We start from the raw sequence: 11,620 nt of genomic DNA on the forward strand, positions 1-11,620 counted from the left end.
ATCCGCCACCTTTGCCGGTGTCTCTCTGTGCGCGACTGCCCACATTCAGAGGACGAAACGCGTCACGCGCCTTTCGGTTCACACGGCGCCGATAGAGCCGGTCTGACGTGGCAGTGATGTCGCGAAAGCCACTTTCGCGACGTCCATTCGTCATCCGAGACCGTGCGTTTAGTCCTCTGAATGCGGTACTTGCCTCACGCAACCACCGCATTCAGAGGACTAAACGCGTTACGTCCGTGAAGGACTCCTTCCCTACCCTCAGAGAAGAAAGGAGTCCTTCACGGACCGTCCCCTCAGTTCTCCAGCGCCAGCGGCAGGGTCCGCCGGACCGCCGCCGCGTGCCGTCCGTGCAGCGGCGTGACCGCGATCCCGGTCGGCCGCACCGTTTCCGCTCCCGGCCGTCCGCCGACCCGGATGGTCACCTCGGACTTCTCGCGGCCGCCGGGCGAGCGGTACAGCGTGTACGAGGTCGCGGTGAACGCCGAGCCGGGGACGTGAAGATCCAGTGTCCGCGCGAGAACCCGCTCCGACCGGGGCCGGTAGCAGACCTGCGACGCGCCGCCCCAAGCCCAGGAACGCCAGCCGTCCACCGGCGCGCCCTGGCCACTGCCGAGCGCGACGCGCAGGTTTTCCGCCACCTCACCGGCTTCGAGCACGGTGCTCTCGAACCCGGCTTCGGCCAGCGCGCCCATCAGGCGTAGCGCCGCGCAGGCGGTGCTGCGCAGCGCGCCGAGTTCTCCGCCGCCTCTGGCGAGCGCGGCGATCGGCGCGTCCTCGGGCCGGTACCGGACGGTGAGCCAGCGGACCCGCAGCAACGATTGTCCATTGGGGACGGTCCAGGTCAGCAGTTGCGCGCTGGACAAAGGGATTCCGGTGCTCGTGTACGCCTCGCGCAGGATGCCGACGAGCGTGTCCGGCGACGGTGCCATGGCGCCGGGGGTGAGCCGCACGATGGCGCTCCACCCGTCGCCGACCTCGGCGACCCCGAAGCGGTTGCCCGCGCGGTCGACGTGCTGGCGCACCCGGACAGGGCCGGCGAGCCGGTGCAGCGGATCGGGGACTTCGTGTTTGTCGCGGCGTTTCAGCCGGTACGCGGCCCAGGTGAGCGCCCAGCCCGCGGCGTGGCGCCCGGCGAAGCGGACCGAAGTCGTCAGCACGAGAACGCCGGCGACGGTGACGATACTGATCCACACGGCCTGGGGGATTCCGTCGACGGTGAGGGCCAGCAGGATCGCGATCCCGGAGATCTCCCACAGCGCCGCCTGCAGCGGACGGATCGGCAGCAGCCAGGGCAGCGGCGCCGCACCCGCGATCCCGCGTGGGGCCGCCTGTTCCGGGACCGGGCGGGCCGGGGCATCAACCGACAAGGAATTCCCCTCCTCCGTGCACGCGCACGACGGTAGCCCCGCCCCGCGCGGGGGAGGGGCGTAAAAAATACCCTCACCGCGAACCTGGCCGGAACCTAACGTGAGCACCCTCGAAACGGGTGGGCACGAACGGCGGGGGACGGGAGCGTGTGGACGCAGCGGGACCAGATCCAGGCCTACCAATTCCTCCGCAGGAGACTGGTTTCGGCACTGGTCTCGGCTGACGCCAACCATCCGGTCGCCCCGAGCCGCAGGCTCGTCATCGGAACCCTGTGCGGCCTCGGCGTCGCGTTGCTGGTCACCGCGGTGTTCGGCGTGATCGGTCTGCTGAACCCGTCCGGCGGCAAGGACTGGCTGGCGGGCGGCAAGGTGATCGTCGAAGAGGGCACCGGCGCGCGCTACATCCTCGGCCAGGACGGCGCGCTGCATCCCGTGCTCAATTACGCCTCCGCGCGGCTGATGGCCGGCGGCAACGGCGAGGCCACTGTGACCGTCCCCTCGGACAAGCTCGCGAAGGCGCCGAGGGGTTCGCAGATCGGCATCCCCGGCGCCCCCGATTCGCTGCCCGCGGCGGCCGCGCTCGTGAACACGCCGTGGACGAGCTGCTCGCGGACGACGCAGGACGCGCCCGCGTCGGCCGAACCGGAGACGACGGTGCTCCTCGGCGCGCCCGCCGCCGGCGTCGACCTGCCGAGGGACCAGGCCGTCGTGGTCCGTGTCCCCGACGGCGAGCGCTACCTCGTGACGGCGGGACGCCGCTACAAGCTCACCCCGGAAGCCGCCACGGCGTTGCAGTTCGACACCTATCCGGTGATCGCGGTGTCCTCCCGGTGGATCGGTACCGTCGCCGCCGGCCGCGATCTCGCCTACCGCGCGGTCGAAGACGCCGGACGGCCCGGCCCGAAGGTCGGCGGTACCGCGACGAAGGTCGGTTCGGTGCTCGGCGTCGTCGACGCGATGGCGTCGCCCAACGACGCGACGTCCTACTACCTCGTGCGCGCCGAAGGGCTCGAACCGATCGGCCAGACTGAGGCGAGCCTGCTGATCAACACCCCGGAGAACGCGGACGCCTACACCGGCGTCCCGGCGCCCGTCGCGGTGCGCGCGGCCGACGTCGCCGCGGTGCCGAAGGTCGCCAAGTCGAGGACGGGCGGAGCCGATCCCGCGGAGTATCCGGACCGGATCCCGCGAAAAGCGCCCGTTACCGGACAGTCCGTGACGTTATGCGCGCAGGGTTCTCGAATCGTTATCTCCGCACAGGTCCCGTTGCCGCAAGGTGCGAAGGCGATCCCGGTGACGGCGCGCACGGACGCGCTGGTCGCCGACGCCGTCTTCGTGCCTCCGTCGGGAGGCGCGGTGGTGGCGGAATCCGGTTCCGGCACGGTCTACGTCGTCACCGACACGGGCCTGAAGTACCCGGTGGCGAGCACCGAAGCGCTCGCCTCCCTCGGCTACGGCCAAGCCGAACGGCAACCGGTTCCGAATGGATTGCTGGCGCTGGTGCCGCGCGGGCCCGCGCTGGACCCGGCGCAGGCGGGCCGCGCGGTGTCCGCGGTGGTGGGTGGGACGGGGTGATCGGAACGTGCAGGTGACCGAAGACAGGCCGGAGACCGACCGGGTCGACGTCGCGGTGATCGAGGACCATCCGCTGTACCGGCACGCCGTGGTGCGGGTCCTCACCGAGGCCGAAGGGATCGAGCTGGGCGCGGTGGTCGACTCGGTCGCCCGGTTCCACGTCCAGCCGCAGCCGCCCGGCAGCGTGGTGCTGCTCGACCTCGGCCTGCCGGGGATCGCCGGGGCGGCCGCCGTGCTCCAGGTGGCCGAGCTGGGACATCACGTGCTCGTGGTGTCCGCGCAGGCCGAGCCCGAGCAGGTGCTCGGCGCGATCGCCGCCGGTGCCAAGGGATTCCTGTCCAAGGACGTCGACGTCGACGAGTTGCTGACCGCGATCAGGACGGTCGCGCGGGGCAGGGCCTACGTTTCCGCGGTGGTGGCCGGGATGATCATCAAGGACAACGCAGACCGTCCCGCGCCTGCTCCGGACGTCGCGCTCTCCGCGCGGGAGAAACAGGTACTGCGGCTGGTCGCGGCGGGCGAACGCGACGTCGACATCGCCCGCATCCTCGGCATCGGGGTTCGGACGGTTCGCGGATACCTGGACCGGATCCGTGACAAACTCGGAGAGAGAAGGCGGGCCGGTCTGGTCCGCAAGGCCATCCAGTTCGGGCTCGCGTCTCCGCCGGAGGTGCCCGGCCCGTCGCGGCCGGTCGCGCCCCGCGCCGACGCGGGCGGATTCGAAGGACGCCGGTGAACGCAGACGAGCAGCAGCCGAAACGCACCACGCCGATCAACGTCGGGGTGATCGAAGATCATCCGCTGTACCGGGACGCCGTCGCGCGTGTCCTCACCGAAGCGCCCGACATCGCCCTGGGCGCCGTCGCCGACTCCGTCGCGCGGTTCGCCGTCCAGGAGCAGCCGCCAGGGAGCGTCGTCGTCCTCGACCTCAAGCTGCGCGGCGTCCAGGACGCCGCCGCCGTGCTCGAAGTGGGGCAGATGGGGCACAAGGTGCTCGTGGTGTCCGCGCACGCCGAGCAGCCCGAGGTGCTGGGCGCCATGCAGGCCGGGGCGAAGGGATTCCTGTCCAAGGACGTCGACGGCGACGAACTCCTGCGCGCCATCCGTACCATCGCCGAGGACAACGCGTACGTGTCGCCGACGCTGGCCGGGATGATCATCCAGGACAGCGAAGACCGCCACGCCGGGCCCAAGATCGTCCTGTCCGAGCGGGAGAAGCAGGTCCTGCGGCTGGTCGCGGCGGGCGAACGGGACGTCGACGTGGCGGAGATCCTGAACATCAGCGTGCGGACGGTGCGGTCCTATCTCGACCGGATCCGGGACAAGACCGGGGAACGGCGGCGGGCCGGTTTCGTGCGCGTCGCGATCCGGGAAGGCCTGCTGCGCTAGCTGCTTCGGCTTGGCTCGGTTGTGCACTGTTCCGCACCCAGGCCGAAAGACTGCAATGAAGCGCCTTTCACAGCGAAATTTGCTATGAAAGGCCCCTTCATTGCACGCCGCCTAAGCATGTTGCGGGGCGCCCGCCCCGGTTAGTCCGTGATGGGTGCCTTCACCGCATACGACGTGGCGAAGGTCCCTTCCGCGTCGCGGTTAGTTCTCTGAATGCGGTACTTGCCACGCGCAACGACCGCGTTCAGAGGACTAAACGCGGGGCCCCGAGAAGTTCACCCGCAGCGTGTAGACGGAACTGCTCGCCGTGATGAACAGATCGTTCCGCCGCGGCCCGCCGAACGTCAGGTTCGAACAGACCTCCGGCACGCGCAGCTTCCCGATTCGCGTGCCGTCGGGCGCGAAGCAGTGCAGGCCGTCGTGCGCGGCGGCCCAGACCCGGCCCGCGGCGTCGACGCGCACGCCGTCGAAGCCGCCCGCGTCACAGGTCGCGAAGACCTCGCCGCCGGAAAGCCGTCCCTTGTCCACGGAGAAAACCCTGAGGTGGCTCGGTTTCTGCCGCGTGTCCGCGATGTAGAGCAGCGACTCGTCGAGCGAGAACGCGAGCCCGTTCGGGCGCGAGAAATCGTCGGCGACGATCCGCGCCGAACCGTCCACCGGATCGACCCGGTACACGTGGCAGGCGCCGATCTCGCTCTCCGCCTGATGGCCTTCGTAGTCGCTGTCGATGCCGTAACTCGGGTCGGTGAACCAGATCGCGCCGTCCGAGGACTCGACGACGTCGTTGGGGCTGTTGAACCTCTTGCCCTGATAGGTGTCCGCGAGAACGGTGGTCGTGCCGTCGTGTTCGGTGCGCGTCACCCGGCGGCCGCCTTGTTCGCAGCTGACGAGCCTGCCCTGCCGGTCGACGGTGTGCCCGTTGTGGAAGCCGGCGGGCTCGCGGAACACGCCGACCGCGCCGGTGGTCTCGTCCCAGCGCAGGACCCGGTCGTTCGGGATGTCGCTGAACACCAGGTACCGGCCGGCGGGGAAGTAGGCGGGCCCCTCGGTCCACCGGCAGCCGGTGTGGAGGCGCTGCATCCACTCGTCCCCGTTGACCAGGGCGAAGCGCTCGTCGAGGACTTCGAAGTGTGCCTTGACCATGTCCATGAAGAACCCCAGTGTTCCGAATGAGATATTGCGATCATCATGAACTGCTGAACTTGATATGGTCAACCCGTGGATGACATAGATCGCATGCTGCTCACCGCGTTGCAGCAGGACGCGACTCAGGCGTACGCCGCGCTCGGCAAGGTGGTCGGCCTGTCCGCGGGTGCCGCGCACGAGCGGGTCCGCAAACTGCGCGAACAGGGCGTCATCCGGCGCACGACCGTCGACGTCGATCCGGCGGCGGTCGGCCGGGGCGTGATGGCGTTCGTGCTGGTCGAGGCGGGCTCGTGGATGGGCGACGCACCGACCAAGGCCGCGCTGGAGGCACTGCCGGAGGTCGTCGAGGCGCACATCATCGCGGGCCCGGCCTCGCTGCTGGTGAAGGTGCGCACGCCGACCACCGAAGAACTGCAGGCGTCACTGCGCAGGCTGTACGCGATCGACGGCGTCACCGGGACACAGACGATCGTGGTGCTCGAATCCTTCTTCGAGCGATCTGTGGACGCTACAGCCGACGGTTCGCCAGCACCCCCGTCGCCGCCCGCGCCTTCCCGCTGACCGCGGGATCCACGTCGACGACCACGAGTTCCGGCCCGGCGCCCAGCTGGGTGTGGACGCGGCCGAAGCCGTCGGACACCGTGGAGTAGCCGATCCCGGTGGGCGCCTTCGGGTTCACCGGGGTCGAGGTCGTGGCCGGATCGGCCTGTCCGCAGCCGAGGACCCAGCAGCCGGAGTCGAGCGCGCGGGCGCGCACCAGCACCTCCCACTGCTCGCGTTTGCCCTCGCCCGCGCCCCAGGACGTCGGCACGAGGACGATGTCGGCGCCGTTGTCGGCCAGCTTTCGGAACAGTTCGGGGAAGCGGATGTCGTAGCAGGTCGCGAGGCCGAACGTGGTCCCGTCGACCTCGAAGGTGGCGGGCGCGGTGCCGGGCGCGACCGTGTCGGACTCCGCGAAACCGAAGGCGTCGTAGAGATGGATCTTGTCGTAGCCGAAGTGATGCCCCGCGCCGGTGACGAGCAGGGTGTTGCTCACCCGCCCGTCGGGCGACGGCGTGAACATGCCCGCCACGATCACGACGCCGTGCTCCTCGGCGAGGACGGCCACAGTGGACGCCCACGGTCCGTCCAAGGGTTGCGCGACGGGTCCGAGCGGGATGCCGAAGCGCGCCATCGCCGCCTCCGGGAACACGACGACTCGGGCGCCTTCGCCCGCCGCGGCCGTCACGCCCTCGCGAATCAGCTTCAGGTTCGTCTCGGGATCCTCGGCGGCCGTGAGCTGGCACAACCCGATTCGCGGCACGGAGGCCTCCCTCATCGTGGGATCGCTGGTCACCACCCCAGTGTGCCTGCTCGGGGCGATCCGGCCACCTCGTACCCTTGACCCATGCTGAACCGTACCGACCTGCGTGGACAGGTCCCGTCCGTTGCCGAACTCAGGCGCACGCTCCCGCGTGCCGAGTACGACGTGGACGCGGCGCTGCATCACGTACGGCCGGTGGTCGAGGCGGTCCGCGATCGCGGTGTCGAGGCGGTTCTCGAGTACACCGAGAAGTTCGACAAGGTCCGCCCCGGCGGTGTCCGCGTGGCCGCCTCGGAGCTCACCAGCGCGCTCGCGAACCTCGATCCGGCCGTCCGCGCGGCGCTGGAGGAGTCCATCGTCCGCGCCCGCAAGGTCCACGGCGACCAGCGCCGTCAGGACGTCACTACCGAGGTCGTCGACGGCGGCACCGTCACCGAGCGCTGGATCCCGGTCGAGCGTGTCGGGCTGTACGCGCCGGGCGGGCTCGCGGTGTACCCCTCGACCGTGGTGATGAACGTCGTCCCGGCGCAGATCGCCGGCGTCGGCACACTCGTGCTGTGCTCGCCGCCGCAGGCCGCGTTCGGCGGGCTCCCGCACCCGACGATCCTGGCCGCCGCCGAACTGCTTGGCGTCGACGAGGTCTGGGCCGTCGGCGGGGCGCAGGCCGTCGCGCTGCTCGCGTACGGCGGCATCGACACCGACGGCGCGACGCTGGAGCCGGTCGACGTCGTCACCGGGCCGGGCAACATCTATCTCACCGCGGCCAAGCGGCTGCTGCGCGGCATCATCGGCATCGACTCCGAGGCGGGCCCGACCGAGATCGCGATCCTCGCCGACGAGACCGCCGACCCGGTGCACGTCGCCGCCGACCTGATCAGCCAGGCCGAGCACGACCCGCTCGCCGCGAGTGTGCTGGTCACCACGTCCGAGGAGCTCGCGGACGCCGTCGACAAGGAGCTTGCCGGCCGCGTCGCCGCGACCAAGCACTCCGAGCGGGTGACGGAAGCCTTGGGCGGCAAGCAGTCCGGCATCATTCTGGTGTCCACTGTGGACGACGGAATCCGTGTCGTGGACGCGTACGCGGCGGAACACCTGGAAATCCAGACCGCGGACGCGCCGGCGGTGGCGGCCCGTGTGCGCAACGCCGGCGCGATCTTCGTCGGGGCGTACGCGCCGGTCTCGCTCGGCGACTACTGCGCCGGGTCGAACCACGTCCTGCCCACCGGCGGGTTCGCGCGGCACTCGTCCGGGCTTTCGGTGCAGAGCTTCCTCAAGGGCGTGCACGTCGTCGACTACAGCCAGGACGCGCTGCGCGAGATCGCCGGCCGCGTCGTCGCGCTGGCGAACGCCGAAGACCTGCCCGCGCACGGGGAGGCCATCACGGCGCGGTTCGAGGGGGAGCGGGCATGAGCATCGGCGAGGAGATCACGCTCGGCTCGCTCCCGCTGCGGGAGGACCTGCGGGGCAAGACTCCGTACGGCGCACCACAGCTCGACGTGCCGATCCGGCTCAACACCAACGAAAACCCGTACCCGCCGCCGGACGCGCTGGTCGCCGACGTCGCCGAGGCCGTCCGCGCCGAAGCCGCCTCGCTGCACCGCTATCCGGATCGCGACGCCGTCGCGCTGCGCCAGGACCTCGCGGACTACCTCGCGGTGTCCACCGGCGTGCTCGTGTCGGAGTCGAACGTGTGGGCCGCCAACGGGTCCAACGAGATCCTGCAGCAGATTCTGCAGGCCTTCGGCGGCCCCGGCCGCTCGGCGCTGGGCTTCGAGCCGTCGTACTCGATGCACCCGATCATCTCGGCGGGCACTCGCACCGAGTGGCTGCCCGTGCCGCGCCGCGACGATTTCACGCTCGACACCGAGAAGGCGGCCGCGCTGGTGCGCGAACGCCGTCCGGACATCGTGTTCGTGACCAGCCCGAACAACCCGACCGGCGGGTCGATCCCGTTCGACGAGCTGCGCGGGCTGCTCGAAGCGGCGCCGGGCATCGTGGTGGTCGACGAGGCGTACGCGGAGTTCTCGTCGCAGCCGAGCGCCGTGGAGCTTCTCGAGGATTACCCGGCGAAGCTGATCGTGTCGCGCACGATGAGCAAGGCGTTCGCCTTCGCGGGCGGGCGCCTCGGGTACCTCGCGGCCGCGCCCGCGATCGTCGACGCGCTGCAGCTGGTACGGCTGCCGTACCACCTCTCGAAGCTCACGCAGGCCGCCGCGCGCGCCGCGCTACGGCACGCGGACGCCACGCTCGCCTCGGTCGCCAAACTCGCGGCCGAACGCGACCGCGTGGTGGAAGCGTTGCTGGGCTTGGGATTCACGCCGGTCCCGAGTGACGCGAACTTCGTCCTCTTCGGACGGTTCGCGGACGCGCCGTCGACCTGGAAGTCCTATTTGGACAACGGTGTGCTGATCAGGGACGTCGGCATCGAAGGGCACCTGCGGGTGACCATCGGGACGCCGGAAGAGAACGACGCCTTTCTCGAGGCCAGCAAGGAGGTGCCGCGATGAGTCGCGTCGGCAAGGTGGATCGCACCACCAGGGAATCGTCCATTTCGGTCCAGCTCGATCTGGACGGCACGGGCCAGGTGGAGATCGACACCGGTGTCCCGTTCTACGACCACATGCTCACCGCGTTCGGCGTGCACGGCTCGCTCGACCTCAAGGTGCGGGCGACCGGTGACGTGCACATCGACGCGCACCACACCGTCGAGGACACCGCGATCGTGCTCGGCCAGGCGCTGCGGCAGGCGCTCGGCGACAAGAGCGGCATCCGCCGTTTCGGCGACGCGTGGATCCCGATGGACGAGACCCTCGCACACGCCGCGATCGACGTCTCCGGGCGCCCGTACTGCGTGCACCTTGGCGAGCCGGAGCAGTTCAACAGCTTCACCATCGGCGGGAACTACCCGTTCGTGCTGACGCGGCACGTGTTCGACTCGCTGTCGTTCCACGCGCAGATCGCGCTGCACGTGCGGGTGCTGCACGGCCGCGACCCGCACCACATCGCGGAGGCCGAGTACAAGGCCGTCGCGCGTGCGCTGCGCGCCGCCACCGAGCCTGACCCGCGGGCGGGCGGCATCCCTTCCACGAAGGGCGTCCTCTAACCCCGCGTTTAGTCCTCTGGATGCGTTCCTTGCGTGTGCACCTGCCGCATCCAGAGGACTAAACGCGGTAGGTGTTGAGGAGCACGCCGGACGGGGTGCACGTGGTGCCGGCGAACTTCAAGGAGCAGGCAGGCGTTCCGTCGGCGAAGAAACGCTTGCCTGTGCCCAAAAGGAGCGGGTACACGGCCAGCAGCACCTCGTCCGCGAGTCCGTGTTCGAGCAGTGCCGAGGTCAGCGTGGAGCTGCCCGAGAGGATGAGGGCCGGACCGTCCTGCGCCTTGAGGCGGCGAACGCCTCCGACGAGGTCCGGTCCGACTCCCTCGAACGGGCCCCATTTCAGGCTTTCCGGCCGGTGGGTGACGACGAACTTGGTCGCCGCCTTGAGCCGGTCCGCGAGCGGGTCGCTCGGCGCGTCCGGCCAGTATTCCGACCAGAGGTCGTAGGTACGACGGCCGAGCAGGAGGTCGAAACTTTCGGGATGCGCGGCCAGGATGGCCTCCCGGCCGGCGGGCGTCCGGTAGGGCATGTTCCAGCCGCTGTACGGGAAGCCGTTCTCGTCTTCGGAATGCTGGATCACGCCATCGAGCGAGATGTGCTCGATGATCTTGAGTTTTCTCATCACGTCTCCAGCAGTGCGTCGAGTTGGGGCATCGCGGCCCGGAAGCCTTCTTCCATCCCCGGGATGGTCTTCTCCATGGCTTCGACGCTGGAAAAGCGCGTCACGTGGATCATCCGTGATCCCGTCGGAGTCGACTCGAAGGTGAAGGTCATCGAGGTGGGCATGTTCTCGTCGTTGTCGTCGCCGTCCTCCGCCTCGAAGAAGTCGATGGGGCTCACCTCGGTGAACTTCCAGGAATTGGCCCACTTCTCGCCGTTCGGCCCGGACAGGTGGTACTCGGCGCGGCCGCCCGCCCGGAAATCGTGATGGGTGAACGTGGCGGGCGCGAAGGGCGGGCCCCAGAAGCGTTCGAGTTGCCGTGGATCGGCCCAGGCTTCCCAAAGGCGTTTCCGCGGGACGGGAAAGTCCGCCACGACGGTGAGGTGGAGTTTCCCGGGATCTTTGGTGACCGAGGTGATCGGCATCGTCATTCCCCTTCCCGCAGGACATCGTCGAGCTGCGCCACCCGTTGGCGCCAAAGGACTTCGTAGGAGTCGAGCAGCTCGGTGGCGCGCTGGAGCCGCTCGCGGTCGGTCGAGACCAGCTGTTCGCGGCCGTTGGCGCGTTTCCGGACCAGGCCCGCGCGCTGGAGCACGGCGACGTGTTTCTGTACGGCGGCGAAGCTCATCTCGTAATGCGCGGCGAGATCGGAGACCGACGGCGTTTCCGTGATGGCCCGCGCCAGGATGTCGCGGCGCGTGCCGTCGGCCAACGCGCGGAAGAGCTGGTTGAGCGACTCCTCGCTCTCCTCTCGAAGTACAACCATATAGTTGTACGTTAGCCGCGTCAGGTCACGAGAGCAAGGTGCGGGCCCGGCGCGGTCGTGGTGGTGGACGTGTGGCAGGGTGGCGGTCGTGAGTAACACGACCATCGCTGTGCTGCTGTTCGCGCTCGGCGGCTTCCTGATCGGCGGCGTCTACGCGACCTGGAAGAGCGTCAAGTTCATGGCCGTCGTGCTGGGGATCGGCGCGGTGCTGGCCATCGGCGGCGCCATCGCCTGGCTGGCCTGAGCGGCCGCAGCTTCTCTGACCGCGAAGTACGTGAAGGCCCCCTTCACTGCGCTAGACGCAGTGAAGGGC

14 protein-coding genes are annotated in these 11,620 nt (G+C 69.6%); 8 read left to right on the forward strand and 6 right to left on the reverse strand.

Annotated elements, in window-relative coordinates; translation table 11 throughout:
- Window positions 1-293: 293 nt before the first annotated feature.
- On the reverse strand, window positions 294-1,367 hold the full coding sequence (locus tag ACFVM3_RS29615; protein WP_378443234.1) for a type VII secretion protein EccE: 1,074 nt from the start codon (window positions 1,365-1,367) through the stop codon (window positions 294-296).
- A 147-nt stretch (window positions 1,368-1,514) separates the two neighbouring features.
- Between ACFVM3_RS29615 and eccB the strand changes: the two genes are divergently transcribed.
- The 3 genes from eccB to ACFVM3_RS29630 are packed head-to-tail and all read left to right on the forward strand — an operon-like array spanning window position 1,515 to window position 4,331.
- Window positions 1,515-2,942: a type VII secretion protein EccB gene (gene eccB / locus ACFVM3_RS29620; protein WP_378443235.1), complete on the forward strand. Its 1,428-nt coding sequence runs from the start codon at window positions 1,515-1,517 to the stop codon at window positions 2,940-2,942.
- A gap of 7 nt (window positions 2,943-2,949) precedes the next feature.
- Entirely contained in the window at window positions 2,950-3,678 is a 729-nt protein-coding gene (locus tag ACFVM3_RS29625) for a response regulator (RefSeq protein WP_378443236.1), read from the forward strand.
- The gene (locus ACFVM3_RS29630) at window positions 3,675-4,331 is read left to right on the forward strand and encodes a response regulator transcription factor (protein WP_034319368.1); all 657 of its coding nucleotides are present in this window, start codon (window positions 3,675-3,677) and stop codon (window positions 4,329-4,331) included. Before ACFVM3_RS29625 ends, ACFVM3_RS29630 begins: the two co-directional genes overlap by 4 nt.
- 252 nt (window positions 4,332-4,583) lie before the next feature.
- Here the strand turns inward: ACFVM3_RS29630 and ACFVM3_RS29635 are convergent, their stop codons facing one another.
- Window positions 4,584-5,480, reverse strand: a complete 897-nt coding sequence (locus ACFVM3_RS29635) for an SMP-30/gluconolactonase/LRE family protein (protein WP_378443237.1) — start codon at window positions 5,478-5,480, stop codon at window positions 4,584-4,586.
- A 69-nt stretch (window positions 5,481-5,549) separates the two neighbouring features.
- On the opposite strand from ACFVM3_RS29635, the gene ACFVM3_RS29640 reads away from it, so the two are divergent.
- A complete protein-coding gene (locus ACFVM3_RS29640; RefSeq protein WP_378443238.1) occupies window positions 5,550-6,038 on the forward strand; it encodes an Lrp/AsnC family transcriptional regulator in 489 nt (162 codons plus the stop codon).
- Here the strand turns inward: ACFVM3_RS29640 and ACFVM3_RS29645 are convergent.
- A complete protein-coding gene (locus tag ACFVM3_RS29645; protein ID WP_378443249.1) occupies window positions 5,986-6,780 on the reverse strand; it encodes a carbon-nitrogen hydrolase family protein in 795 nt (264 codons plus the stop codon). The genes ACFVM3_RS29640 and ACFVM3_RS29645 overlap by 53 nt on opposite strands.
- Before the next feature lie 84 nt (window positions 6,781-6,864).
- On the opposite strand from ACFVM3_RS29645, the gene hisD reads away from it, so the two are divergent.
- From hisD to hisB, 3 genes are read left to right on the forward strand one after another with little or no spacing between them, the layout of a single operon-like run.
- Complete coding sequence (gene hisD / locus ACFVM3_RS29650; protein ID WP_378443239.1) at window positions 6,865-8,190, forward strand: histidinol dehydrogenase; 1,326 nt, start codon at window positions 6,865-6,867, stop codon at window positions 8,188-8,190.
- Window positions 8,187-9,287, forward strand: a complete 1,101-nt coding sequence (locus ACFVM3_RS29655) for a histidinol-phosphate transaminase (protein WP_378443240.1) — start codon at window positions 8,187-8,189, stop codon at window positions 9,285-9,287. Before hisD ends, ACFVM3_RS29655 begins: the two co-directional genes overlap by 4 nt.
- Window positions 9,284-9,883, forward strand: a complete 600-nt coding sequence (hisB, locus tag ACFVM3_RS29660; protein ID WP_378443241.1) for an imidazoleglycerol-phosphate dehydratase HisB — start codon at window positions 9,284-9,286, stop codon at window positions 9,881-9,883. Before ACFVM3_RS29655 ends, hisB begins: the two co-directional genes overlap by 4 nt.
- 58 nt (window positions 9,884-9,941) lie before the next feature.
- Here the strand turns inward: hisB and ACFVM3_RS29665 are convergent, their stop codons facing one another.
- Genes ACFVM3_RS29665 through ACFVM3_RS29675 form a run of 3 tightly spaced genes read right to left on the reverse strand, consistent with a single transcriptional unit; the run spans window position 9,942 to window position 11,307 of the window.
- A complete protein-coding gene (locus ACFVM3_RS29665; RefSeq protein ID WP_378443242.1) occupies window positions 9,942-10,502 on the reverse strand; it encodes a dihydrofolate reductase family protein in 561 nt (186 codons plus the stop codon).
- Window positions 10,502-10,966 (reverse strand): SRPBCC domain-containing protein, encoded by a 465-nt coding sequence (locus ACFVM3_RS29670; protein WP_378443243.1) that lies wholly within the window; start codon window positions 10,964-10,966, stop codon window positions 10,502-10,504. Before ACFVM3_RS29670 ends, ACFVM3_RS29665 begins: the two co-directional genes overlap by 1 nt.
- 2 nt (window positions 10,967-10,968) lie before the next feature.
- Window positions 10,969-11,307, reverse strand: a complete 339-nt coding sequence (locus ACFVM3_RS29675) for an ArsR/SmtB family transcription factor (protein ID WP_378443244.1) — start codon at window positions 11,305-11,307, stop codon at window positions 10,969-10,971.
- 88 nt (window positions 11,308-11,395) lie between these two features.
- Here ACFVM3_RS29675 and ACFVM3_RS29680 point away from each other — a divergent pair, with 88 nt between their 5' ends.
- On the forward strand, window positions 11,396-11,551 hold the full coding sequence (locus tag ACFVM3_RS29680; protein ID WP_167373564.1) for a hypothetical protein: 156 nt from the start codon (window positions 11,396-11,398) through the stop codon (window positions 11,549-11,551).
- Window positions 11,552-11,620 lie beyond the last annotated feature (69 nt).

The sequence above is a fragment of the Amycolatopsis sp. NPDC057786 genome, from assembly GCF_042797905.1.
Classification (GTDB): Bacteria; Actinomycetota; Actinomycetes; order Mycobacteriales; family Pseudonocardiaceae; genus Amycolatopsis.